18 protein-coding genes are annotated in these 24,534 nt (G+C 65.3%); 11 read left to right on the top strand and 7 right to left on the bottom strand.

All coding sequences use genetic code 11. The features are described from left to right. Nucleotides 1-4: 4 nt before the first annotated feature. The 4 genes from CAG33_RS03370 to CAG33_RS03355 form a co-directional block, all read right to left on the bottom strand. On the bottom strand, nt 5-481 hold the full coding sequence (locus tag CAG33_RS03370; RefSeq protein WP_085580671.1) for a thioesterase family protein: 477 nt from the start codon (nt 479-481) through the stop codon (nt 5-7). 136 nt (nt 482-617) lie between these two features. Continuing rightward, the gene (locus CAG33_RS03365) at nt 618-1,583 is read right to left on the bottom strand and encodes an L-carnitine dehydrogenase (protein WP_085630008.1); all 966 of its coding nucleotides are present in this window, start codon (nt 1,581-1,583) and stop codon (nt 618-620) included. Between the two features lie 137 nt (nt 1,584-1,720). Then, entirely contained in the window at nt 1,721-2,608 is an 888-nt protein-coding gene (locus CAG33_RS03360; protein WP_085580667.1) for a 3-keto-5-aminohexanoate cleavage protein, read from the bottom strand. 75 nt (nt 2,609-2,683) lie between these two features. Further along, complete coding sequence (locus tag CAG33_RS03355; RefSeq protein ID WP_085580665.1) at nt 2,684-3,628, bottom strand: choline ABC transporter substrate-binding protein; 945 nt, start codon at nt 3,626-3,628, stop codon at nt 2,684-2,686. Nucleotides 3,629-3,821: 193 nt separating this feature from the next. On the opposite strand from CAG33_RS03355, the gene CAG33_RS03350 reads away from it, so the two are divergent. Next, the gene (locus CAG33_RS03350; RefSeq protein ID WP_085630006.1) at nt 3,822-4,766 is read left to right on the top strand and encodes a GlxA family transcriptional regulator; all 945 of its coding nucleotides are present in this window, start codon (nt 3,822-3,824) and stop codon (nt 4,764-4,766) included. A gap of 166 nt (nt 4,767-4,932) precedes the next feature. On the opposite strand, the gene CAG33_RS03345 is transcribed toward CAG33_RS03350, so the two are convergent. Then, nucleotides 4,933-5,349 carry a DUF3010 family protein gene (locus CAG33_RS03345; protein WP_085580661.1) on the bottom strand — a complete coding sequence of 139 codons (417 nt, stop codon included), beginning with the start codon at nt 5,347-5,349 and terminating at the stop codon, nt 4,933-4,935. A gap of 260 nt (nt 5,350-5,609) precedes the next feature. Between CAG33_RS03345 and CAG33_RS03340 the strand changes: the two genes are divergently transcribed. Beyond that, on the top strand, nt 5,610-6,557 hold the full coding sequence (locus CAG33_RS03340; protein WP_085636929.1) for a tyrosinase family protein: 948 nt from the start codon (nt 5,610-5,612) through the stop codon (nt 6,555-6,557). Between the two features lie 40 nt (nt 6,558-6,597). Here the strand turns inward: CAG33_RS03340 and CAG33_RS03335 are convergent, their stop codons facing one another. Further along, nucleotides 6,598-6,999: a lysozyme inhibitor LprI family protein gene (locus CAG33_RS03335; protein ID WP_085630432.1), complete on the bottom strand. Its 402-nt coding sequence runs from the start codon at nt 6,997-6,999 to the stop codon at nt 6,598-6,600. Nucleotides 7,000-7,234: 235 nt separating this feature from the next. Here CAG33_RS03335 and CAG33_RS03330 point away from each other — a divergent pair, with 235 nt between their 5' ends. The 9 genes from CAG33_RS03330 to CAG33_RS03290 all read left to right on the top strand — a co-directional run bounded on the left by CAG33_RS03330 (nt 7,235) and on the right by CAG33_RS03290 (nt 22,858). Then, a complete protein-coding gene (locus tag CAG33_RS03330) occupies nt 7,235-8,212 on the top strand; it encodes a dipeptidase (protein ID WP_085580657.1) in 978 nt (325 codons plus the stop codon). Nucleotides 8,213-8,286: 74 nt separating this feature from the next. Continuing rightward, on the top strand, nt 8,287-8,817 hold the full coding sequence (locus CAG33_RS03325; protein ID WP_003228980.1) for a DUF5943 domain-containing protein: 531 nt from the start codon (nt 8,287-8,289) through the stop codon (nt 8,815-8,817). Nucleotides 8,818-8,832: 15 nt separating this feature from the next. Next, nucleotides 8,833-10,893 (top strand): dimethylglycine demethylation protein DgcA, encoded by a 2,061-nt coding sequence (gene dgcA / locus CAG33_RS03320; RefSeq protein ID WP_085580653.1) that lies wholly within the window; start codon nt 8,833-8,835, stop codon nt 10,891-10,893. A gap of 154 nt (nt 10,894-11,047) precedes the next feature. Then, a complete protein-coding gene (gene dgcB / locus CAG33_RS03315; protein WP_085580651.1) occupies nt 11,048-12,997 on the top strand; it encodes a dimethylglycine demethylation protein DgcB in 1,950 nt (649 codons plus the stop codon). Continuing rightward, on the top strand, nt 12,997-14,217 hold the full coding sequence (locus tag CAG33_RS03310; protein WP_085629996.1) for an electron transfer flavoprotein subunit alpha/FixB family protein: 1,221 nt from the start codon (nt 12,997-12,999) through the stop codon (nt 14,215-14,217). Before dgcB ends, CAG33_RS03310 begins: the two co-directional genes overlap by 1 nt. A 10-nt stretch (nt 14,218-14,227) precedes the next feature. Beyond that, complete coding sequence (locus tag CAG33_RS03305; RefSeq protein WP_085580647.1) at nt 14,228-14,998, top strand: electron transfer flavoprotein subunit beta; 771 nt, start codon at nt 14,228-14,230, stop codon at nt 14,996-14,998. Between the two features lie 1,106 nt (nt 14,999-16,104). Further along, entirely contained in the window at nt 16,105-19,557 is a 3,453-nt protein-coding gene (locus tag CAG33_RS03300) for a GMC oxidoreductase (RefSeq protein WP_085636926.1), read from the top strand. Between the two features lie 162 nt (nt 19,558-19,719). Further along, nucleotides 19,720-21,588 (top strand): hypothetical protein, encoded by a 1,869-nt coding sequence (locus CAG33_RS03295; protein ID WP_085636923.1) that lies wholly within the window; start codon nt 19,720-19,722, stop codon nt 21,586-21,588. Between the two features lie 25 nt (nt 21,589-21,613). Then, nucleotides 21,614-22,858, top strand: coding sequence for a metallophosphoesterase (locus CAG33_RS03290; protein WP_085636920.1), 1,245 nt, complete (start codon nt 21,614-21,616; stop codon nt 22,856-22,858). A 107-nt stretch (nt 22,859-22,965) separates the two neighbouring features. Here the strand turns inward: CAG33_RS03290 and gbcA are convergent, their stop codons facing one another. After that, on the bottom strand, nt 22,966-24,258 hold the full coding sequence (gene gbcA / locus CAG33_RS03285; RefSeq protein WP_085586769.1) for a glycine-betaine demethylase subunit GbcA: 1,293 nt from the start codon (nt 24,256-24,258) through the stop codon (nt 22,966-22,968). Nucleotides 24,259-24,534: the final 276 nt, after the last annotated feature.

Raw genomic sequence — 24,534 nt, 5'->3', positions numbered from 1 at the left:
GGGTTTACCGGGCGGGGGGCAGGGCGATGACCCGGCCGATGTACTCCGGCGCGGGCAGGTCGGCCTGTTCCGCGACGAGGGCTTGCAGGCGTTCCAGCGTCGGCGGGCTGAACGGCGCCGAACGGGGGCCGGCGAGGTCGACGTGGAGCAGCATCTGCTCGTTGCCGGCCAAGGCCTTGTCGCCGCCGCTCAGGTGCAGGCTGTGGTAGAGGTGCAGGCGCTTCTGGTCGTGGCCGATGATCTGTGTGCGCACCTCAACTTCGGCGTCGAGCTTCACTTCGTGCAGGTAGTTCAGGTGCAGTTCCAGGGTGAACAGCGACTGGCCGCTGGCTTCGCGGTTGCCGCTGTCCATGCCCAAGTGATCCATCAGGGCGTCGGTGGCGTAGCTGAAGATCAGCAGGTAGAAGGCGTCGCGCAGGTGGCCGTTGTAGTCGACCCACTCCGGGAGGATGCGGGTCTGGTAGGTGGTGAGGGCGGGCATGCTGCTGGCTCCGGCAAAAGGGGTGAATGGATGGCCGCCTTCGCGGGCAAGCCCGCTTCCACAGGGAACCACATCCCACTGTGGGAGCGGGCTGGCCCGCGAAGGGGCCGGTAGTGCTGGCCTCGGTCTGCGGGGCCTACTCGCTGAAACTCATGCCGTGCTTCTGCTTGGTGGCCTTGACCGCCTCCAGCACCGCCAGCAGGCAATCGTCACGATAGCGCTCCAGCGCCGAAATGCTGTGTCGGCCCAATTGGTCGCTGGTGCCGTCCACCACGTCGTCGATCAGCTTGTCGGTCAGCTCCGGTGCCGGCAGGTAGGTCCACGGCAGCTTCAGTGCCGGGCCGAACTGCGACATGAAGTGGCGCATGCCCGCATCGCCGCCGGCCAGGGTGTAGGTCAGGAAGGTGCCCATGAACGACCAGCGCAGGCCGGCGCCGAAGCGGATCGCGTCGTCGATCTCGCCGGTGGTCGCCACGCCGTCGTTGACCAGGTGCAGCGCCTCGCGCCACAGCGCTTCGAGCAGACGGTCGGCGATGAAGCCCGGCACTTCCTTGCGCACGTGCAGCGGGCGCATGCCGAGGGACTCGTAGACCTGCATGGCCGCCTGAACCGCTTCGGGCGCGGTGTTCTTGCCGCCGACCACTTCCACCAGCGGCAGCAGGTAGACCGGGTTGAACGGGTGGCCGACCACGCAGCGTTCCGGGTGGGTCGAACTCTCGTAGAACTCGCTGGGCAGCAGGCCCGACGTGCTGGAGCCGATCAGTGCGTTCGGCTTGGCCGCTGCGCTGATCTTGCTGTGCAGCTCCAGTTTCAGCTCCAGGCGCTCCGGGGCGCTTTCCTGGATGAAATCGGCGTCGCGCACGCATTCCTCGATGGTGGCGACGAAGCGCAGGCGATCTTGCGAGGCGCCGGGCGCCAGGCCGTTCTTCTCCAGCGCGCCCCAGGCGTTGGCCACGCGCTTGCGCAGGGCCGCTTCGGCGCCGGGCGCCGGATCCCAGGCCACGACGTCGAGGCCATGGGCGAGGGCGCGGGCCACCCAGCCGCTGCCGATGACACCGCTGCCCAGGGCAGCGAAGGTTTTGATGTCGGTGATAAAGCTCATGCTGATGTCCTGAAGTGGGCTTAAAAAACTGTGGGAGCGAGCCGGCCCGCGAAAGCGTCGGGTCGATTGACGAAGAGGCTTGCGGCGTACCGGCCTCTTCGCAGGCAAGCCCGCTCCCACAGGGGGAAAGGGGTGGATCAGCCGCGCCGGGTCAGGCCCATTTTCTGGCGGCCCTCGGCCGGGGTCAGCACGCGGGCGCCGAGGCGGCTGAGGATTTCGGTGGCGCGTTCGACCAGTTGGCCGTTGGTCGCCAGCACGCCTTTGTCCAGCCACAGGTTGTCTTCCAGGCCGACCCGCACGTTGCCGCCCAGCAGCACCGCTTGCGCCGCCATCGGCATCTGCATGCGGCCGATGCCGAAGCCGGCCCACACCGCGTCGGCCGGCAGGTTGTCGACCATGGCCTTCATGGTGGTGGTGTCGGCCGGGGCGCCCCACGGGATGCCCAGGCACAGCTGGAACAGCGGGTTGTCGAGCAGGCCTTCCTTGATCATCTGCTTGGCGAACCACAGGTGGCCGGTGTCGAAGATCTCAAGCTCGGCCTTCACGCCCAGCTCGGTGATGCGCTTGGCGCCGGCCCGCAGCTGCGCCGGGGTGGAGACGTAAATGGTGTCGCCGTCGCCGAAGTTCAGGGTGCCGCAGTCCAGGGTGCAGATTTCCGGCAGCAGCTCTTCGACGTGGGCCAGACGGGTCAGCGGGCCCACCAGGTCGGTGTTCGGGCCGAACTCCATCGGCCGCTCGCCCGGGCCGATCTCCAGGTCGCCGCCCATGCCGGCGGTGAGGTTGACGATGATGTCGACGTCGGCTTCGCGGATGCGCTCCATCACTTCGCGGTACAGCGCCACGTCGCGGCTGAACTTGCCGGTCTGCGGGTCGCGGACGTGGCAGTGCACGACCGTGGCGCCGGCCTTGGCCGCTTCCACGGCGGCTGCGGCGATCTGTTTCGGGGTGACCGGCACGTGGGGGCTCTTGGCGGTCGTGTCGCCAGCACCGGTGAGTGCGCAGGTGATGATGACGTCGTGGTTCATGGTGCGGTTTCCTTCAGGCGTGAGGGGTCTGTCCGCAGCCCGCGGCGGGCTGCGGAACGGTTTTTCGGTTGCGGTCTATTTGCTGGTGAGCTGGAGGTTCTCGGCGGCCGGCTTGCCGTCGAAGGTCGTGACGCCTTCAAGCCAGCGCTGCTTGTCCTGGGGGTGATCCTTGAGCCATTGCTTCGCCGATTCGAAGGCGTCCTTGTGGTCGAGCAGCGGCTGCATCATGCGGCTCTCGTCTTCGGCGCTGAACGTCAGGTTGCTCAGCAGGCGGCTGACGTTCGGGCACTGCTCGGCGTATTTCGGCGCGGTGACGGTCCAGACGGTGGCCATGCCTTCGTTCGGGCCCAGGGCGTCGTCGCTGCCGGTCAGGTAGGTCATCTGCACGTTGACGTTCATCGGGTGCGGCGCCCAGCCGAAGAACACCACGGCCTCCTTGCGGCGCACGGCGCGGTCCACGGCGGCGAGCATGCCGGCCTCGCTGGACTCCACCAGCTGGAACTTGCCCAGGCCGAACTGGTTCTTGGCGATCATCGCCTTGATCTGGGTGTTGGCGCCGGAGCCCGGTTCGATGCCGTAGATCTTGCCGCCCAGCTCTTTCTCGAACTTGGCGATGTCGGCGAAGGTCTTCAGGCCCTTGTCGGCCAGGTAGGTCGGCACGGCGAGGGTGGCGCGGGCGTCCTTCAGGCTCGGCTCGGCGAGCACCTTGACCTGGTTGGCGTCGACGAACGGAGTGATGGTCTGGGTCATCAGCGGGTTCCAGTAGCCGAGGAACAGGTCCAGGCGCTGGTCGCGGATCCCGGCGAAGACGATCTGCTGGGACGCGCTGGTCTGCTTGGTGCTGTAGCCGAGGCCGTCGAGCAGCACCTGGGCCATGGCGCTGGTGGCGATCACGTCGGTCCAGTTGACCACGCCCATGCGCACGTTCTGGCACGCGGCGGGCTCGGCCGCCATGACGCCGGTGCTCAACAAGGCGGTGGCGCTGAGTGAAAGGACGCAGCGGCTGATCAGTCGTTTCATGTCGGGTTCCTCGGCAGTTCGTTATTGTGGGGCCCGGTGTCTGTTGCGCCGGTGATGCCAAAACTACGCAGCAACGCGCCGGCGAAAACGCACTGCGGCGACCGACTCTTGCACTGCAGCGACCTGTCCTCTTGAATGCCGCCGACAACTGGCGTATCAACGTTGCACGCTACCCGCCCACCGAGTGCGCGCCATGTCCCAGGATTTCTACTTTCTGTTGATGCCGGGTTTTTCGGCCATCGGGTTCATCTCCGCGATAGAGCCGCTGCGGGTCGCCAACCGCTTTCGCGGCGAGCTGTACCGCTGGCACGTGTTGAGCGCCGACGGCGGAGCGGTGCTGGCGAGCAACGGCATGTCGGTGAACGCCGACGCAGCGTTGGAGCCGCTGAAGAAAGGCGCGACGTTGCTGGTGGTGGCCGGGTTCGAGCCGCTGAAGTTCGCCACCCCCGCGCTGGAGCACTGGCTGCGGCGCCTGGACAACGAAGGCGTGACCCTGGGCGCCATCGACACCGGCAGCTTCGTCCTGGCCGAAGCCGGCCTGCTCGACGGCCACCGCCTGACCCTGCACTGGGAGGCCATCGACGCCTTCCGGGAGTCCTATCCGCAGTTGAGCGTCACCCAGGAGCTGTTCGAGATCGACCGCCGCCGCATCACCTCGGCCGGCGGCACCGCGTCCATCGACCTGATGCTCGACCTGATCGCCCAGGCCCACGGCCCGCAACTGGCGATCCAGGTCAGCGAGCAATTTGTGTTGGGAAGGATCCGTCCGCGCAAAGACCACCAGCGCATGGAAGTCGCCACGCGCTACGGCATCAGCAACAAGAAGCTGGTGCAGGTGATCGGCGAAATGGAACAGCACAGCGAACCGCCGCTGACCACCCTGGAGCTGGCGGAATCGATCAAGGTGACGCGGCGCCAGCTGGAGCGGCTGTTCCGCCTGCACCTGAACGACACGCCGAGCAATTTCTACCTGCGCCTGAGGCTGGAGAAGGCCCGGCAACTGCTGCGCCAGACCGACATGAGCGTGCTGGAGGTCAGCATCGCCTGCGGGTTCGAATCGCCGTCGTATTTCACCCGCAGCTACCGGGCACGGTTTGCCCGCTGCCCAAGGGAAGACCGGCGCACCGCCCAGGCCTGAGTGACTGCACGCAAGACCGATGTGGGAGCCGGCCTGCCGGCGATGGCGGTGAGTCAGGCAATCGGGATGTCGGCAGTGCCGGCCTCATCGCTTGCAGGCAAGCTCCTACAGGTTTTGTGGTGTGCGGGGCTCCCACAATTGACCGGCAGTGGCCGGGAAGGAAAGGTTACTTCTTCAGCAACGCCGCGCACGCCGTCCTGTACGCCTCGTGCTGATACTTGTTCAGCGTGCCCGGCAGCTCGACGTTGTGCTTCTTGGCCTGGGCGTTGACGGTCTGCGGCGACAGCAGCGTCACCTCGCAGCCATCCAGCAACTGGAACACGCCCTCGATCTTGAACGTGGTCGGCCCGCCGGCGAACTCGCCCTTCTTGCTGCGCTTCTTGATCGCAATGCGATCAATCGAATTCTCGCGCACGAACGACGCCACCTGCGCGGCGAACAGCCGGACGTTGGCGGTCTCGTCGTCATCGTCGAGGGCGATTTTCTTGGTGCCCAGCGCAACATGGTGAAGGCTCGCCCCGTCAAGGGACGCCACGGCGATGATCGCTTCGCTGCCTTTGATTTCGATGCCGCAGATGTTCATGTGAATCCTTTGATTGGCCTGAGGCGTGCAGCTTACAGCGCCAGGCGACGGGGTGCGTCGCCGAATGCCGTCTCGGCTGCCCTGCGGCTGTCCGGATCGTCCTGGAAGTGTCCCTCGACGCGTCTTCCGGCAGGCTCGACCGTTCATCTGAAAACAAGATCGACCTGTTACTTGTGACAGTGGTCGCCTGCGTTCATGCCTCTTAGATTGGCGTGAAGCCACCTTCGGCCGAAAGCTGCCTCAGGCAAAGGAGTCGTGCCATGATCATCAGGAAAAACGTTCGTTCGCTGACGTTCGAGGAGCGTTCGGACTACATCAGGGCTGTTCTGGAGCTCAAACGAATAGGGCGCTATGACCGTTATGTGCATTGGCATCACGAAATGATGGTGCAGCCGCAGGATCCCGAGTACCGGAACGGCGCGCACCTTGGTCCGGCGTTTCTGCCTTGGCACCGGGAAATGCTGATGCAGTTCGAGTCTGACTTGCGCACCGTCAGCCCCGATGTCGCCTTGCCGTACTGGGATTGGACCGAAGACGCCGACGACCCGGAGAACTCGCCGATCTGGTCAGAGCTATGGATGGGCGGCAATGGAGACCGCGGCGATCATGACCGGGTGCAGACGGGGCCCTTTGCCCATCAGTACGGAAACTGGCCGGTTCCAGCCTATCCCGAAAATGGAGAGACGGAACCTGGCCTCAAGCGTCAGTTCGGTGTTTCAGTCGCATCACTGCCGACGCTTGCCGATGTGCAAATGGCGATGGACGAGTGGCTGTACGACACACCGCCTTACGATTCCGGGCCGTATACCCGAGGGTTCCGCAACCGGTTGGAAGGGTGGGTCACGCGGCGGGGCGATCCGCAGGTCACCACTGCCGGTTCGCAATTGCACAACCGCGTCCACCTGTGGATAGGTGGCAACATGTTGGCCATGACTTCGCCTGAAGATCCGGTGTTTTTCCTGCACCATTGCTTCATCGACAAGGTCTGGGCCGAGTGGCAGGCGCAGATGGCACTGGACCACCCGCAGTGGGCGCCCCATTACGCGCCGGTCATGGAGGGGCCGCCCGGCCACAACATCGATGATGCGCTCGCGCCCTGGACAAGGACGGTGAGGCATGTCTTGAACATTCAGGATCTGGGCTACGAATACTCGCCGGTCAAGCAGTTGCACAAACGCCCCTTCAAATCGCCTTTCATGGCGCCCTGAGGGACGCACGGTTCCCGCGCCGCAGGCGCAGGAACCGGCCTCACTCCTGCCCGATCGACTCCAGAAACTCCGACCGCTCGTCGCTCATCCGCGCCACGCAGTCGTTCTGCGCGATCTTGAACGCCTTGCTGCCTTCGGTGGCCGGGAAGGCCTCGACGGCGCAGTCGGCGTCGCGGGTCTTGAGCCATTGCTGCTGGGCGGACTTGAGCTTGGCGGTGATGTCGGCCAGTTGCCCGGCGTTCTTGCCGTAGGCGGTCTGCATGCGCTCGTTCAGGCTCTTGTAGTTGTCCTTGAGCAGGTCTTCGGCGGTGGTGCGGCTGTAGGTGGAGCATTCCAGGGTCTGGACGTCGTTTTCCACCGCGTCGCACGGGTTGCTGTCGGACTCTTCGGCGGCGTGTGCGCCGGTCGCAATCAGGGCCAGGGCCAGGAAGATCGATTTCATTGGGGTCGCCGCTCTAATCCAGTGGTGTGTGCGAGATGCGCAAGATTCTGGCTCAAGCTCGCGGCCTTGAACAGGTGGCCGGTCGGGCCGGTCGGCGACCCTTTGTCGCGGATTGACGCTTTCGGTGATTCCCCTGTCGTTTTTGCACCGGAACGACCCGGGCCCTAGGCATATGCTGGCCCCAAAGCGCCGGCAGACGATTCGGCGCAGGAATCGCCAATAAGGGGACAGCCTGATGAGCCCAGCCGAACTACACGCCGACAGCATCGTTATCGACGGTCTGATCATTGCCAAATGGAACCGCGAGCTGTTCGAAGACATGCGCAAGGGCGGTCTGACGGCGGCCAACTGCACCGTGTCGGTGTGGGAGGGCTTTCAGGCCACGGTCAACAACATCGCCGCCAGCCAGAAGCTGATCCGCGAGAACAGCGACCTGGTGATGCCGGTGCGCACCACCGCCGACATCCGCAAGGCCAAGGAGCTGGGCAAGACCGGCATCCTCTTCGGCTTCCAGAACGCCCACGCCTATGAGGACCAGATCGGCTACGTCGAGGTGTTCAAGCAGCTGGGCGTGGGCATCGTGCAGATGTGCTACAACACCCAGAACCTGGTGGGCACCGGCTGCTACGAACGCGACGGCGGTCTGTCGGGCTTCGGCCGCGAGATCGTCGCCGAGATGAACCGCGCCGGTGTGATGTGCGACCTGTCCCACGTCGGCTCCAAGACCAGCGAGGAAGTCATCCTCGAATCGAAGAAGCCGGTCTGCTATTCCCACTGCCTGCCGTCGGGGCTCAAGGAGCACCCGCGCAACAAGTCCGATGCGGAACTGAAGTTCATCGCCGACCACGGCGGCTTCGTCGGCGTGACCATGTTCGCGCCGTTCCTGGCCAAGGGCATCGATTCGACCATCGACGACTACGCCGAAGCCATCGAATACACCATGAACATCGTCGGCGAAGACGCCATCGGCATCGGCACCGACTTCACCCAGGGCCACGGCCAGGACTTCTTCGAGTACCTGACCCACGACAAGGGCTACGCCCGCCGCCTGACCAACTTCGGCAAGATCATCAACCCGCTGGGCATCCGCACCGTCGGCGAGTTCCCGAACCTGACCGAAACCCTGCTCAAGCGCGGCCACTCCGAGCGGGTGGTGCGCAAGATCATGGGCGAGAACTGGGTGAACGTCCTCAAGGACGTCTGGGGCGAGTAAGCCGCTTCCCGAATACTTTCCCCCGGCCGTCCGCGCCGGGGGCAACACCAAAATTTTTCTGGAGTTAAGTTTCCATGGCCAAGATCGCCCCGCAATTGCCAATCGAAGTCGACAGCGAGACCGGTGTCTGGACGTCCGACGCCCTGCCGATGCTGTATGTGCCGCGCCATTTCTTCGTCAACAACCACATGGGCATCGAGGAAGTGCTGGGCGCCGAAGCCTATGCCGAGATCCTCTACAAGGCCGGCTACAAGTCCGCCTGGCACTGGTGCGAGAAAGAAGCCGAATGCCACGGCCTGGAAGGCGTCGCAGTGTTCGAGCACTACATGAAGCGCCTGTCGCAGCGCGGCTGGGGCCTGTTCAAGATCCAGGACATCGACCTCGACAAGGGCACCGCCAGCGTCAAGCTCGAACACTCGGCGTTCGTCTACGTGTACGGCAAGGTCGGGCGCAAGGTCGACTACATGTTCACCGGCTGGTTCGCAGGTGCCATGGACCAGATCCTCGCCGCCCGCGGCAGCAAGATCCGCACCGTGGCCGAGCAGGTCTACGGCGGTTCCGAAGAAGGCCACGACGACGGCCTGTTCACCGTCAAGCCGTTGTAAGTCGAGGAATCCGCCATGGCTTTCGAAGCAATGTTCCAGCCGATCCAGATCGGTAAACTGACCATCCGCAACCGCGTGCTCAGCACCGCGCACGCCGAGGTCTATGCGACTGACGGGGGCATGACCACCGAGCGCTACGTCAAGTACTACGAAGAGAAAGCCAAGGGCGGCATCGGCCTGGCGATCTGCGGCGGTTCGTCGGTGGTGGCCATCGACAGCCCGCAGCAGTGGTGGAGTTCGGTGAACCTGTCCACCGACCGGATCATCCCGCACTTCCAGAACCTGGCCGACGCCATGCACAAGCATGGCGCCAAGATCATGATCCAGATTACCCACATGGGCCGCCGCTCCCGCTGGGACGGCTACAACTGGCCGACCCTGATGTCGCCGTCGGGCATCCGCGAACCGGTGCACCGCGCCACCTGCAAGACCATCGAGCCGGAAGAGATCTGGCGGGTGATCGGCAACTACGCCCAGGCCGCGCGCCGGGCCAAGGCCGGCGGCCTGGACGGCGTCGAGCTGTCGGCGGTGCACCAGCACATGATCGACCAGTTCTGGAGCCCGCGGGTCAACAAGCGCACCGACGAATGGGGCGGCACCTTCGAGGGCCGCATGAAGTTCGGCCTGGAAGTGCTCAAGGCCGTGCGCGCCGAGGTCGGCGACGACTTCTGCGTGGGCATGCGCATCTGCGGCGACGAGTTCCACCCGGACGGCCTGTCCCACGAGGACATGAAGCAGATCGCCAAGTACTACGACGACACCGGCATGCTCGATTTCATCGGCGTGGTCGGCTCGGGCTGCGACACCCACAACACCCTGGCCAACGTGATCCCCAACATGAGCTACCCGCCGGAGCCTTTCCTGCACCTGGCGGCCGGGATCAAGGAAGTGGTCAAGGTGCCGGTGCTGCACGCGCAGAACATCAAGGACCCGAACCAGGCCACCCGCATCCTCGAAGGCGGCTACGTGGACATGGTCGGCATGACCCGCGCTCACATCGCCGACCCGCACCTGATCGCCAAGATCAAGATGGGCCAGGTCGACCAGATCAAGCAGTGCGTGGGCGCCAACTACTGCATCGACCGCCAGTACCAGGGCCTGGACGTGCTGTGCATCCAGAACGCCGCGACCTCCCGCGAATACATGGGCGTGCCGCACATCATCGAGAAGTCGGCAGGGCCGAAACGCAAGGTGGTGATCGTCGGTGCCGGCCCGGCAGGGATGGAAGCCGCCCGGGTGGCGGCCGAGCGCGGCCACGACGTGACCCTGTTCGAGAAGAAGGAATTCATCGGCGGCCAGATCACCACGGCGGCCAAGGCGCCGCAGCGTGACCAGATCGCCGGCATCACCCGCTGGTTCCAGCTGGAGCTGGCGCGCCTGAAAGTCGACCTGCGCCTGGGCGTGGCGGCGGATGCGCCGACCATCATGGATCTGCGTCCGGACATCGTGGTGCTCGCCGTCGGCGGCCATCCGTACCTGGAGCAGAACGAGCACTGGGGCGCCGCCGAAGGGCTGGTGGTCAGCAGCTGGGACGTGCTCGACGGCAAGGTCGCGCCGGGCAAGAACGTGCTGGTCTACGACACCATCTGCGAGTTCACCGGGATGTCGGTCGCCGACTTCCTCGCCGACAAGGGCAGCCAGGTCGAGATCGTCACCGACGACATCAAGCCGGGCGTGGCCATCGGCGGCACGTCGTTCCCGACCTACTACCGCAGCATGTACCCCAAGGAAGTGATCATGACCGGCGACATGATGCTGGAGAAGGTCTACCGCGAGGGCGACAAGCTGGTGGCGGTGCTGGAGAACGAATACACCGGCGCCAAGGAAGAGCGGGTGGTGGATCAGGTGGTCGTCGAGAACGGCGTGCGCCCGGACGAAGAAATCTACTACGCGCTCAAGGAAGGCTCGCGCAACAAGGGCCAGATCGACGTCGAGGCGCTGTTTGCGATCCAGCCGCAGCCATCGCTGAGCCAGGCGGGGGACGGCTACCTGCTGTTCCGCATCGGCGACTGCGTGGCCCAGCGCAACACCCATGCGGCGATCTATGACGCGCTGCGGCTGTGCAAGGACTTCTGAAGACTTGCACACAACCCTGTGGGAGCGGGCTTGCCCGCGATAGCGGTGGATCAGTCGATGAAAATGTGACTGACAGAATGCATTCGCGGGCAAGCCCGCTCCCACAGTAACCGCAGACCGTGTTTCTCCAGGCTGTACTGGTGGGAGCTTCACCATGTTGAACACCCTTCTTCCGATCCTGCTGTTCGCGGCCATCGCCCTCGCGGTGTTGGGCGCGTTGCGGCGGGTGGCCATGTGGCGCCGGGGCCGTGCCTCGAAGGTCGACCTGATCGGCGGCCTGTTCGCCATGCCCAAGCGCTACATGGTCGACCTGCACCACGTGGTGGCGCGGGACAAATACATCGCCAACACCCACGTCGCCACGGCGGGCGGGGCGGTGGCGTCCATCGTGCTGGCGATCCTGGTGCACGGCTTCGGCCTGCACAACCGCATCCTCGGCTACGCGCTGCTGCTGATGACAGCCGTGATGTTCGTCGGCGCGGTGTTCGTCTACCGCCGTCGGCTCGACCCGCCGTCGCGCCTGTCCAAAGGCCCGTGGATGCGCCTGCCGAAAAGCCTGCTGGCGTTCTCGGCCTCGTTCTTCCTGGTGACCTTGCCGGTGGCCGGCATCCTGCCGCAGGACTTCGGCGGCTGGGTGCTGGCGGCCATCCTGGGCGTCGGTGTGCTGTGGGGCGTGTCGGAGCTGTTCTTCGGCATGACCTGGGGCGGACCGATGAAACACGCCTTCGCCGGTGCCCTGCACCTGGCCTGGCACCGCCGCGCCGAACGCTTCGGCGGCGGTCGCTCCACCGGCCTCAAGCCGCTGGACCTCAACGATCCGGATGCGCCGCTGGGCGTGGAGAAACCGAAGGATTTCACCTGGAACCAATTGCTCGGCTTCGACGCCTGCGTGCAGTGCGGCAAGTGCGAAGCGGCGTGCCCGGCGTTCGCCGCCGGCCAGCCGCTGAACCCGAAAAAGCTGATCCAGGACATGGTCGTCGGCCTGGCCGGCGGCAGCGACGCGAAGTTCGCCGGCAGCCCGTATCCGGGCAAACCCGTCGGCGAGCATTCGGGCAACCCGCACCAGCCGATCGTCAACGGCCTGGTGGACGCCGAGACCCTGTGGTCGTGCACCACCTGCCGCGCCTGCGTCGAGGAATGCCCGATGATGATCGAGCACGTCGATGCCATCGTCGACATGCGCCGTCACCTGACCCTCGAAAAGGGTGCGACCCCGAACAAGGGCGCCGAGGTCCTGGAGAACCTGATCGCCACCGACAACCCCGGCGGTTTCGCCCCGGGCGGGCGGATGAACTGGGCGGCGGACCTGAACCTCGACGTGCTCGGCGAGAAGAAATCCACCGACGTGCTGTTCTGGGTCGGCGACGGTGCCTTCGACATGCGCAACCAGCGCACCCTGCGCGCCTTCGTCAAGGTGCTGAAGGCGGCGAAGATCGACTTCGCCGTGCTGGGCCTCGAAGAGCGCGACAGCGGCGACGTGGCCCGGCGCCTGGGCGACGAGGCGACATTCCAACTGCTCGCCAAGCGCAACATCCAGACCCTGGCCAAGTACCGCTTCAACCGCATCGTCACCTGCGACCCGCACAGCTTCCACGTGCTGAAGAACGAGTACGGCGCCTTCGACGGCAACTATCTGGTGCAGCACCACAGCACCTACATGGCGGAACTGATCGGCGACGGCGCGCTGAACCTGGGCCAGCACAAGGGCGACAGCGTGACCTATCACGACCCGTGCTATCTGGGCCGCTACAACGGCGAGTACGAAGCGCCGCGCCAGGTGCTGCGGGCCCTGGGCATCGAGGTCAAGGAAATGCAGCGTTCCGGCTTCCGTTCGCGCTGCTGCGGCGGCGGTGGCGGGGCGCCGATCACCGACATTCCGGGCAAGCAGCGGATCCCCGACATGCGCATGGAAGACATCCGCGAAACCGGCGCTGCCCTGGTGGCCGTGGGTTGTCCGCAGTGCACGGCGATGCTCGAAGGCGTGGTCGAACCGCGTCCTTTGATCAAGGACATCGCTGAGCTGGTGGCCGACGCGCTGCTGGAGGAGTCCGCCTCGGGCAAGCCCGCCGCCCCGGCCAAACGTGAACCTGCGGAGGCCCACTGATGAGCGACATTATCCGCCGCGATCCGCGCGCCGAATGGATCGCACGCAACCGTCTGCATCCGCTGCACGCAGCCATGCAACCGGCGCAGCACAGCTGGATGGGCCCCCACGGGATCGTCCGCAAGAACCCCCACGGCGTCGGCTTCATCGGCCCCAACGGCATCAAGCGCATCGACCGCAGCGGTGCCCAGCAGGGCGGGGCGGCCAAGCGCTCGGCCGCCGTGGAAGTACAGTTGCCGCTGCACCAGGTGCCGACACCGGCGTTCTACATCAGCGTGGTGCCGGACATGGTCGGCGGCCGCCTGAGCAGCCACGACCGCGACCTGCTGGGCCTGGCCCGTCAGTTGGCCGGCCAGGACGGCGCGGTGCTGGCGGTGGTGTTCGGCGAGCACAAGGAAAGCGCCTTCGCCACGGCGGGCGTCGACCGCCTGCTGGTGCTCGAAGGCGAGCAATTCAACGGTTATGCACCGGAGCAACGGGTGCAGGGCCTGCGGGCTGTGGATAACCAGTTCGCTCCGCGCCACTGGCTGCTGCCCGACAGCCGCAGCGGCGGCGGCGAACTGGGCCGGCGCTTTGCCGCAGCCCTGGGCGAACGCCCGGCGACGCGTGTGTGGCAAGTCAAGGATCAGGAATGCACCGGCCGCGCCGGGGCAGGCCTGCAGGACCTCGTCCGGCCGCTGGCGCGGCTGATCCTGGCCTCGGCCGAATGCGCCGAGCCGGTCAGCGAGACCCGCCACGAAGCGTTGCCGGTGGAGTTATCCACAAGCGTTGCCCGCAGCCTGTCGCGCATTGAGGATCTGGGCGCGGTGGCGGTGGATCCGGCGGCGATCCCGATGGCCGAGGCGGAGTTCATTTTCTCCGGCGGCAACGGGGTCAAGGACTGGGATCTTTTCCACAGGACGGCCGCCGCCCTCGGCGCCACCGAAGGCGCTTCGCGGGTGGCGGTGGACGATGGCTTCATGTCCCGCGACCGTCAGGTCGGCGCGTCCGGCACCTGGGTCACCGCCCGGGTGTACGTGGCGGTGGGGATTTCCGGGGCGATCCAGCACCTGCAAGGCATCGGTGCCTGCGACAAGGTGGTGGCGATCAACCTCGACGCCGGCTGCGACATGATCAAGCGCGCCGACCTGTCGGTGATCGGCGAGAGCGCCGAGGTCCTGCAGGCCTTGATCGCGGCGGTGGAAGCCTGGCGCAACGGCGCCAAACGTGATGCGGCTTGAGGAAAGGGTCATGAACGCGAAAGTCATCAGTCTGGTTTCAATCGGCGCCCACCCGACCTCGGGCCGGCCGCGCCGCGCCGAGCAGGACGCCCGGGCCGTGGAGCTGGGCCTGCAACTGGCCGGGGACGGCCTGCAAGTGCTGCACGCCGGCGACATCGCCGAGCCTGCGCTGCGCGCCTACCTGGGCATGGGCCTGGAGCAGATGCACGTGCTGGAGCAACCGGCGGGGGCGGACGCGCTGCCGGCGCTGACCGACTACCTGCGCGGGGCCGGGGCCCAGGTGGTGCTCACCGGCAGCCAGGCGGAAACCGGCGAAGGTTCGGGGATGCTGCCGTTCCTGCTGGCCGAAGGGCTGGGCTGGCCGCTGGTGGTGGGGCTGGCGCAGGTCGAATCGATCGACGGCGGCTCGGCGCTGGTGCTGCAAGCGCTGCCGCGCGGGCAGCGGCGGCGGCTGAAGGTGCGCCTGCCGTTTCTGGCCACTGTGGATAACGCCGCGCCCAAGCCGCGGCAAAGCGCCTACGGGCCGGCCCGGCGCGGTGTGCTGCAACCTGAAGACGTCGAAGTGGTGGACGACGGCCTGTTGGCGGCAGCGACGCTGCAACCGGCCAAGCCGCGCCCGAAGCGGCTGAAGGTGATCAAGGCCAAGAGCGGCGCCGACCGGATGAAGGCCGCCACGGCCAAGGCCAGCGGCGGGGGTGGACAGGTGCTCAAGGGCGTCAGTGCCCAGGCGGGGGCCGAGGCGATCCTCAAGCTGTTGATCGAAGAGGGAGTGGTTCGCTGAATCCCCTGGGGGCGCAGTGGCGCTCTCACTGACGCCATCGCCAGCAGGCTGGCTCCCACAGGGGTTGTGGTGCAGCTGAAAATTGTGGGAGCCAGCCTGCTGGCGTTGCGGCCGACGAGACATTTGCTCCCACAGGCTTTACCCACAATCCCTGTTGGCGATTCTGTGGATAACATGTTCACCCCTCCCCAGACCCCACGCCAATCAAGCCCTGCAGCCCTGCGATCAAAAAACGATCAGCCTAAGTCACGGTTTTTTCGGCCTTTTTCCCATGACGGCCGACGAAAGTTTCCCCCAATCTCTGTTGGCCCTTTTGTGGATAAGATGTTCGCTCTCGGCTGAAAGCCCCGCAGAACGTGGCTTGCAAGGCGCTGATCAAAAAACGTTCAATTCAGCCTTCGCCGACACAAAACGCCTTCAATGGCAGGTTTATTCAACAGCCTGGGCGCTTTTCCACAGCGATCTCAAAGTTACCCCCGAACTCTGTTGGCGCTTCTGTGGATAAGGTGTTTGCCATACGCTGCAAGCCACGTTCTGCGTGGCTTGCAATGATCTGATCAAAAAATGATCATTGCGTACGCTCGCGTATCGTCCTGAAAAATCCACGGTTTTTCCCCGCCGCAAGCCCCCGTTTCCGTCCGGGTTGTCCCCAGTTGTCCCCATTTGCTGTGGGTGGTCATGTGGATAACTTGTTCGCCAAACCGCGAAAGGCCCGCCGGGCTTAGTCCAAACGGCAATTGATCAGATTTCATACAGTTCTAAGGGCCTGCCTTGACTTCGATCCGGCGGCTGTCTTCACTCCAATGGCACAAGGACAGCCGTCACTTATCCACATCCGGTTCAGGGAGAACGCCGTGATGGATAGCCATTCACCCCGCCCGCTCCCCGTTCCCTGTGTGCCGCGCACTGCGTGGCCGGCACCCCGGCCGCGCAAACGCACGCTGCGCCGCGCCGCCAACCAGCGCGCCCGTCTTTAGCGCTTTTGCAATGCCCACTGCCCAAATCGCCGTACTGCCGCCGGCTCCGTCCGGAGGCCAGGTGCCGTTCGCCCCATGATCGCAGGCAGCCGCAGAGTTGCCCCGTCAGCCTGAGAGAGGAACCTACCCATGTCACGGATCGCAACGCCCATCAGTGAGATCAAGGAACACTACGACGTGATCGTCATCGGTTCGGGGTACGGCGGCGGCATTGCCGCCTCGCGCCTGTCCCGGGCCGGCAAGAAGGTCTGCCTGCTGGAGCGCGGCCGGGAAATCCGCCCCGGCGAGTACCCCAACACCATGATCGCCGCCACCGAAGAGCTGCAGGTGCACGACCCCGACGGCCACATCGGCTCGCGCACCGGGCTGTTCGACCTGCACGTCAACGCCCAGCAGAACGTGGTGGTCGGCTGCGGCCTGGGCGGCACGTCGCTGATCAACGCCAACGTCTCGCTGGAGCCTGAGCCGGGCGTGTTCGAGGATCCGCGCTGGCCGGCGGAAGTGCGCGCGCACCGCGACACCCTGCTCAAGGACGGCTACGCCCGGGCCCGCGAGATGCTCAAGCCCAACCCTTACCCCGCCTCCGCACCGAATCTGCCCAAGCTCGACGCCAACAAGAAGTCCGCCGATTTCCTCAAGCAGGGCGCGCATTTCTACAAGCCGCCGATCAACGTGACCTTCGACAAGCTGCCCAACAACACCAACCATGTCGGCGTCGAGCAGCTGCCGTGCAACCACTGCGGCGACTGCGTGTCGGGCTGCAACAACAAGGCCAAGAACACCACGCTGATGAACTACCTGCCGGACGCCTGGAACCACGGCGCGGAGATCTTCTGCCAGGCCCAGGTGCGGCACCTGGAGCGCGACGGCGACGGCTGGATCGTGCACTTCCAGTACCTGGACAGCGGCCGCGAGAAGTTCTCGGCGCCGACCCTGTTCGTCAAGGCCGACATCGTCGTGGTGTCCGCCGGCACCCTGGGTTCCACCGAAATCCTGCTGCGTTCGCGCGACAAGGGGCTGGTGATGTCCGGTCAGCTCGGCGAGAACATGAGCGGCAACGGCGACATCCTTGGCTTCGGCCACAACTGCGAGCAGACCGTCAACGGCATCGGCTTCGGCGCGCACTCGGCCAAGGAACTCAAGCCGGTGGGGCCGTGCATCACCTCGATCATCGACATGCGCACCGAAGGCGACGTCAGCAGCCGCATGGTCATCGAGGAAGGCTCGATCCCCGGTGCCCTGGGCCGGCCGATGGTGCCGGCGATGGCCGGGTTCGCCGAAGCGCTAGGCAAACCCACCGACGACAGCTTCAGCGGCAAGGTGAAATACAAGGAACGCGAAACCGAAAGCTTCCTGCGCGGCCCGTACCATGGCGCGCTGCACAACATGCAGACGTACCTGATCATGAGCCACGACAGCGGCCAGGGGCGGATGGTGCTCGACAGCAAGGATCAGCTGCGCATCGACTGGCCCGGCGTCGGCGAGCAGGACAACTTCAAGATCGGCAACGAGCGCCTGCACCAGAGCACCAAGGCCCTGGGCGGGATCTGGGTGGAGAACCCGATCTGGACCAAGCTGCTCAAGCACAGCATCGTGTCGGTGCACCCGCTGGGCGGCTGCGTGATGGGCCAGGACGCGGCGCAAGGGGTGGTCAACCACAAGGGCCAGGTGTTCAGCGGCGCCAGCGGCACCGACGTCTACGCCAACCTGTACGTGACCGACGGCGCGGTGATCCCCACCTCCCTGGCGGTCAACCCGCTGCTGACCATCTCCGCCGTGAGCGAGCGCAACATGGGCCTGTTGGCCGCCGACCGCGGCTGGCACATCGACTACACCTTGCCGTCGGCGCCGCGCAAGCAAGTGGCGCCGCCGACCCTCGGCGTGCAGTTCACCGAGACCATGAAAGGCTACTTCTCCCGGGCGTTCACCGCGGCGCAGAGCACGGACCTGAAAGTCTACGAGGCGGCGGCCAAGCGCGGCGAGGCGGACAACTCGCCGATCGACTTCACCCTGACCATCACCGCCAACGACCTCAACCGGATGATCAAGGAGCCGACGCACGCCGCGACGATCGTCGGCACGGTGATCGCCCCGGCGCTGTCGCCCGAGCCGCTGACCGCCAGCAATGGCGTGTTCAACCTGTTCGAACAGTTCGAGCAGCAGGTCGACACACGGCACATGAAATACGACATGAAGCTCACCGCCGAGGACGGCAACGACTACTTCTTCAGCGCGTTCAAGACCGTGCCGGAGGACAACGGCGTGCTGAATATCTGGCACGACACCAGCACCCTGTACGTCACCCTGTACCGCGGGCCGGACAAGTCCGGCGAGGTGATCGGCTCCGGGGTGATGCACATCAAGCCGGCGGACTTCGCCAAGCAGATGACCACCATGAAAGTGCTCAACGCGCGCAACGAGCGTGAGCGCATCGAGGGCCTGGCGCGGTTCGGCAAGTTCTTCGCCGGGATCCTCTGGGAAAGCTACGGCGGGGTGTTCGCCGGGGACATCTACTTCAACCCCGATGCGCCGCCGCGGCTGAAGCGGCCGCTGGACGCGCCGACCCCGGAGGTGCATTTCTTCCCCACCGAGGATGGCGTCCAGCTGCGCCTGACCCGCTACCGGGCCGGCAGCAAGGGTCCGGTGATGCTGGTGCACGGGCTGGGCGTGGGATCGAACATCTTCTCCACCGACACCATCCAGACCAACCTGCTGGAGTTCCTCTGCAAGCACGACTACGACGTGTGGCTGCTGGATTTCCGGGTGAGCATCCTGCTGCCGGCGAGCAAGAAGGAATGGAACGGCGACCAGATCGCCCAGTACGACTTCAAGGCCGCCATCGGCCAGATCCGCCGCGAGACCGGGGCCAAGGACGTGCAGTGCGTGGTGCACTGCTACGGCGCGACCACGTTCTTCATGTCGCTGCTGGCCGGCCTTCAGGACGTGCGCTCGGTGGTCTGCTCGCAGATCGCCGCCGACACGGTGGTCGCCACCGCCACGGGGCTCAAGGCCGGGCTGCACCTGCCGGGCATGCTCGACGCCATCGGCGTCAAATCCCTCACGGCCTACGCCGACAGCAAGGAGAACTGGTTCAACAAGCTGTACGACAAGGCCCTCAACGGCTACGCCAGGATCGAGGCCCAGGGCTACTGCACCAACCCGGTGTGTCACCGCATCACGTTCATGTACGCCTCGCTGTACCGCCACGACACCTTGAACGAAACCCTGCACGAGAACCTGCATGAGCTGTTCGGCGAGTCGAACATGCAGACCTTCGAGCACCTGGCGCTGATCGTGCGCAAGGGCCACCTGGTGGACTTCAAGGGGCACGACGTGTACATGCCGCACTTCGAGCGGCTGAGCATGCCGATCTGCTTCATCAGCGGCGCCGACAACCAGTGCTACCTGCCGGAAAGCACGCTCAAGACCTACGAGCGGGTGTGCAAGGTGCATGGGCCGGAGCGCTACAGCCGGCATGTGGTGCCGGGCTACGGTCACATCGACTGCATGTTCGGCAAGAACGCCGTGGTGGACGTGTACCCGATCATCCTTGAACACCTGGAGAAGACCGCCCTCGGTTGACGGGGCCGCATCGGCCGCTTCGCGGGCAAGCCCGCTCCCACAGGGATCTGCGCCGGGCGCAGATCCCGAGTGAGGCTCCGCGCTCCTGCGGGAGCGGGCTCGCACGCGAAGGCGGCGCATCAGGCGCTGCACCTTCGGGATCCGCACAAGGAAATGGATGATATGGACAGCTATCTGCGCTGGTTTCAACGCTTCATCTGGCTCGGCATTCTGATGAACATGGTGTTCGCGATCCCGGCGCTGTTCGCGCCGGGGCTGCTGACATCCGTGGTCGGCCTGCCGCCCCAGCTCTCCGACCCGTGGCTGGAGAACGCCGGGATGCTGCTGGTGGGCATCAGCGTGTTCTACATGCCGTCGGGCTTCAACGCGCCACGCTATGTGGTGCACTCCTGGCTGTGCGTGCTGACGCGGCTGATCGCCGTGGCGTTCTGGATCTACCTGATCAACACCAGCAGCCAAGGCTCGGTGTTCGTGCCGATGCTGATGGGCGACCTGAGCTTCTTCCTGATCCTGGGCATCCTGCTGTACCTGGGCAGCGCCCCGGAGAACCGGCCGCTGCCGCTGCTGTGCGCCGGTTGGCGGGAATGGCGGGCGGGCTGGGCCCGGCGCTGGCAGAACCACGGGTTCAAGGTGGCCACGTTCGTGGTCGTGGCGCTGCTGGCGTTCATCGGCTACCAGACCTGGTACCAGATGCTGCGGGTGGTGCCGGAGCAGGAGTACGCCTCCGACGAAGACCACTACAAGTACGCCGCCATCGGCCTGGGCATCGAGGCGCGGATCCCGTACTACCTGTTTTCCGTGCTGCCGCAGATGTGCCCCGAGAAGATGCCGAAACCCGGCGGCTGGGAAGTCTTCGGCTTCCTGTTCGAGAACGGCAAGGACTTGCCCATCGGCATGGCCAAGCGGCAGATCGGCTACCCGACCGTCGAACCCAACTGCGCGCTGTGCCACACCGGCTCCTACCGGGCCAACGCCAGCGACGTGGCGATCAACGTGCCGAGCGCACCGGCCAACACCCTGCAGCTGCAGGCGTTCCAGTGGTTCGCCTACGATTGCGCCAGCGACCCGAAATTCACCACCGACGCGGTGATGGCGGCGATCAACGCCAAGTTCCAGCTGGGCTTCTTCGAGCGCCTCTACAACCGCTTCCTGATCATCCCGATGGCCAAGACCGCGCTGCTCAAGCAGAAGCAGGCCTACGCCTGGCAGAAACTGCGTCCGGCCCAGGGGCCGGGGCGCACCGACACCTTCAACCCGACGAAGATGGTGGTGTTCGGCTTCCCGGACGACTCGACCATCGGCACCGTCGACCTGCCGCAGGTGTGGAACCAGAAGCCGCGCGAGTCGATGTACCTGCATTGGGACGGCAACAACAACAAGATCCACGAGCGCAACTACGCGGCGGCGATGGCCGTGGGCGCGACGCCGCAATCCGTGCTGCCGCCCAGCTTCAACCGCGTGACCAATTGGCTGCTCGGACACAAGGCGCCGGTCTGGCCGTGGGCGCTGGATCAGGCCAAGGTCGCACAGGGCAAACCGATCTGGGAAACCAACTGCGCCGGTTGCCATGACTTCGGCCGCACCGACACAGGCCAGGTCACCACCAACATCGACCAGTTGGGCACCGACCCGCACCGCCTCGACTCGTTCACCACGGGGCTGGTCGCCGCGTTCCACACCTTCAAGACACCGCCGTTCGACTTCGGCGCCTACCGCAAGACCCAGAGCTACAGCAACACGCCCACCGACGGCATCTGGCTGCGGGCGCCGTACCTGCACAACGGTTCGGTGCCGACCCTGTGGGACCTGCTGCAGCCGCCTGAGAAACGGCCGCAGGTGTTCTACACCGGCTCTGACGTGTACGACCCGGTCAACGTCGGCTTCGTCACCAGCGGCGCGCAGATGAAGGCCTCGGCGGACTTCAAGTACGACACCCGCCTGGAGGGCAACCACAACAGCGGCCACCTGTACGGCACGCAACTGTCGGACGTGGACAAGCGCGCCCTGATCGAATTCATGAAAACCCTGTGAACCCTTACGGATAGAGGATTTCGCCATGTCAGCGGTCGGTCATCTGAAGCACGAGTACGACAAGGTCAAGGTGCGCCTGCACGGCTTGCTCACGCGCATGGAAATGGCCTGGATGAAGCTGGTCAGCGAGCTGGAGCCCAAGGAGTTCGAGGCGATCATCACGCTGCTCAAGCGCGGCCACGATCAGGCGCAGTACGTGCTCAAGCACGGCGAACTGCCGGACGACGAGCCGGCCGTGCCGTGGGAACTGGCCCACGGCTTGTCGATCCTGCGCATCGGCAACGCCACGCCGCTGCCGCAGTCCACCGATCAATTGCAGACCCGCGTGCTCAAGGACGGCACGCTGCTGGGGTGCCGCAAGTGGGAACTGCTGGATCTGCTGTGGAGCGAGGCGCTGCTCAAGTGGATCGAGAACCTGCGCCATCACGCGACCTTCGGTACCGACCCGGCCATGGTGAAAATGGAGCGCGACGTGACCCTGGCGATCGCCGGCGACTGGGGCACCGGGCCGTTCAACAGCCATGCGCCGGCGGTGTCGGTCGCCAACCAGATGCAACTGGCCAATGCCGACTTCACCATCCACCTGGGGGATGTGTACTACGCCGGCACCCACTCCCAGGAAGACACCGACATGGCCGGCTGGCCGATGGGCACCCACGGCTCGTTCACGCTCAATTCCAACCACGAGATGTACAGCGGCGCCCACGGATACTTCAAGGAACTGGCGCACCGCTTCCCCGGGCAACAGGGCACCAGCTATTTCGCGATGTACAACGATGACTGGCTGATCGTCGGGCTGGACACGGCGTATGCGTCCGACGTGATGAACCTGTACATGGACGGCACCCTGAACAAGCCGCAGATCGAGTGGATGAAAGGCCTGCCCAAACGCAAGAAGCTGATGGTGCTCAGTCACCACCAGGGCTTCGACATCACCGGGCATCACAAGACCGCGCTGTACCAACCGGTCTGCGATGCGCTCGGCCGTGAACCGGACTACTGGTATTGGGGGCATCTGCACAACGGCATCGTCTACGCGACCCAGGGCGGGCTGCATGCGCGCTGCGCCGGGCACGGAGCGATTCCGTACGGGGTGACCAGCCAGCTGGACGGGCATTCGCGGGTGCTGTTTTCCGAGACCAAGAACGCCCAGGATCCGTCGTACCCGCTGCGGGTGCTGAACGGTTACGCGAGGGTGCGGTTGGTGGGCGAGGAGATCTTCGAGGAGTTCATCGGTGAGGATGGCTCGGTGAGGTGGTCATCCAGGTGATGCGGTGAGGGGGAGGGGCCCATCGCCAGCAGGCTGGCTCCCACCGGGGATTCTCCGTGCATCGGAGATCCCGTGTGGGAGCCGGCCTGCCGGCGATGCTTTTGCCTTTAGCCTTGCACCGGCACGCCTTTGAGGTACGGCGCAGGCTCGGCGCCGAGGTTGCTCAGCATGCGCTCGCTGTACCAGTCCACGAAGTTGACCACGCCGAACTCGTAGGTCTTGGAGTACGGGCCCGGCTGGTAGGCCGTGGAGTTGATGCCGCGCTGGTTCTCTTCGGCCAGGCGCCGGTCCTGGTCGTTGGTGGCGTCCCACACCTTGCGCATGCGCTCGACGTCGTAGTCCACGCCTTCGACCGCGTCCTTGTGCACGATCCACTTGGTGGTGACCATGGTTTCCTGGGCGCTGATCGGCCACACGGTGAACACGATGATGTGGTCGCCCATGCAGTGGTTCCACGAGTGCGGCAGGTGCAGGATGCGCATCGAGCCCAGGTCCGGGTTCTTGATCCGGCCCATCAGCTTGGCGCAGCCCTGCTTGCCGTCCATGGTCATCGACACGGTGCCCTTGAGCAGCGGCATGCGCACGATGCGGTTGCGCAGGCCGAAGCTGGCGTGGGCGTAAGGGATCTTCTCGGCTTCCCAGGCGGCGGCGGAGGCGGCGACATGGTCCTTGAACGCCTGGTCGGCGCGGGGGTCGGTGACGTCGTCCCATTCCAGCAGGGTTTTGAGCAGCTCAGGGTGCGAACCGTTGCAGTGGTAGCACTCGCGGTTGTTCTCCAGCACCAGTTTCCAGTTGGCCTTCTCCATCAAGGTGGTCTGCACCGCCACCTTGGTGTTCTCCATGTCGTAGGGTTCCATGTAGTGGTTCAGGGTCGACAGGAAGTCGTCGATGGCCGGCGGGTTCTCCGCCAGGCTGATGAAGATGTAGCCGCCGGCGGTCTTCACGTTCACCGGCTTGAGGCCGTACTGGTTCATGTCGAAGTCGGCGCCCATCTCGGTGCCGGCGAACAGCAGGCGGCCGTCCAGCTCGTAGGTCCACTGGTGGTAGTGGCAGACCAGTTTGGCGACCTTGCCCTTGTCGCTGGTGCACAGGCGCGAGCCGCGGTGGCGGCACACGTTGTGGAACGCATGCACCACGCCCTCGGCGCCGCGGATCACGATGATCGGGTTCTTGCCGATCTGCAGGGTCAGGTAGTTGCCCTTGGCCGGGATCTCGCAAGTCATGCCGGCGATCAGCCATTCCTTCTGGAAGATCTCCTGCATGTCGATGTCGAACAGGCGCTCGTCGCTGTAGAACGGCTGCGGCAGCGAGAAGGTGCGCTCGCGTTCCTGAAGCATTTGCGCGGTGGCCTTGCGTGCGGGTTCCAGCGGATCGCCCAGGCTGAGTTTTGCGGTGTCCATCGATTCGTCCTCAAGGCCATTCTGCGGGCCGGTGAAAGTGGCTGATCAGGTGTGCTGCGCAAGGTGCTGCAAATCGTCGTTATGTGGAGCCGAGTGTGGGGCCGGCGCAGCCCGCAACCTTATCCATGGGCGACATGGCGCAATCTGATCCCGACGCGCAAGCCCCGGTGGTTGGGGGCTGGTCGCGATAAGCATGTGAATGTCGCGGATAGGTAAACGCACGGTTTGCGCCATGCGCAGAATCGCCACATGAAGGCCGACCGTCGGCCGTGGAGA

It is taken from the genome of Pseudomonas sp. B3(2017) (assembly GCF_002113595.1).
Taxonomy (GTDB): Bacteria; Pseudomonadota; Gammaproteobacteria; order Pseudomonadales; family Pseudomonadaceae; genus Aquipseudomonas; species Aquipseudomonas ekonensis.
Note: the sequence above shows the minus strand (reverse complement) of the source record. Positions and strands in the feature narration are given on the sequence as shown.

Bases quoted from the DNA above. Each gene is read 5' to 3' on its own strand.
- CAG33_RS03300 (WP_085636926.1), top strand. From the start codon at position 16,105: ATGTCACGGATCGCAACGCCCATCAGTGAGATCAAGGAACACTACGAC.
- CAG33_RS03295 (WP_085636923.1), top strand. From the start codon at position 19,720: ATGGACAGCTATCTGCGCTGGTTTCAACGCTTCATCTGGCTCGGCATT.
- gbcA (WP_085586769.1), bottom strand. From the start codon at position 24,258: ATGGACACCGCAAAACTCAGCCTGGGCGATCCGCTGGAACCCGCACGC.
- CAG33_RS03335 (WP_085630432.1), bottom strand. From the start codon at position 6,999: ATGAAATCGATCTTCCTGGCCCTGGCCCTGATTGCGACCGGCGCACAC.
- CAG33_RS03305 (WP_085580647.1), top strand. From the start codon at position 14,228: ATGAACGCGAAAGTCATCAGTCTGGTTTCAATCGGCGCCCACCCGACC.
- CAG33_RS03350 (WP_085630006.1), top strand. From the start codon at position 3,822: ATGTCCCAGGATTTCTACTTTCTGTTGATGCCGGGTTTTTCGGCCATC.
- CAG33_RS03355 (WP_085580665.1), bottom strand. From the start codon at position 3,628: ATGAAACGACTGATCAGCCGCTGCGTCCTTTCACTCAGCGCCACCGCC.
- CAG33_RS03310 (WP_085629996.1), top strand. From the start codon at position 12,997: ATGAGCGACATTATCCGCCGCGATCCGCGCGCCGAATGGATCGCACGC.
- CAG33_RS03365 (WP_085630008.1), bottom strand. From the start codon at position 1,583: ATGAGCTTTATCACCGACATCAAAACCTTCGCTGCCCTGGGCAGCGGT.
- CAG33_RS03345 (WP_085580661.1), bottom strand. From the start codon at position 5,349: ATGAACATCTGCGGCATCGAAATCAAAGGCAGCGAAGCGATCATCGCC.
- CAG33_RS03325 (WP_003228980.1), top strand. From the start codon at position 8,287: ATGGCCAAGATCGCCCCGCAATTGCCAATCGAAGTCGACAGCGAGACC.
- dgcA (WP_085580653.1), top strand. From the start codon at position 8,833: ATGGCTTTCGAAGCAATGTTCCAGCCGATCCAGATCGGTAAACTGACC.
- CAG33_RS03370 (WP_085580671.1), bottom strand. From the start codon at position 481: ATGCCCGCCCTCACCACCTACCAGACCCGCATCCTCCCGGAGTGGGTC.
- dgcB (WP_085580651.1), top strand. From the start codon at position 11,048: ATGTTGAACACCCTTCTTCCGATCCTGCTGTTCGCGGCCATCGCCCTC.
- CAG33_RS03290 (WP_085636920.1), top strand. From the start codon at position 21,614: ATGTCAGCGGTCGGTCATCTGAAGCACGAGTACGACAAGGTCAAGGTG.
- CAG33_RS03330 (WP_085580657.1), top strand. From the start codon at position 7,235: ATGAGCCCAGCCGAACTACACGCCGACAGCATCGTTATCGACGGTCTG.
- CAG33_RS03340 (WP_085636929.1), top strand. From the start codon at position 5,610: ATGATCATCAGGAAAAACGTTCGTTCGCTGACGTTCGAGGAGCGTTCG.
- CAG33_RS03360 (WP_085580667.1), bottom strand. From the start codon at position 2,608: ATGAACCACGACGTCATCATCACCTGCGCACTCACCGGTGCTGGCGAC.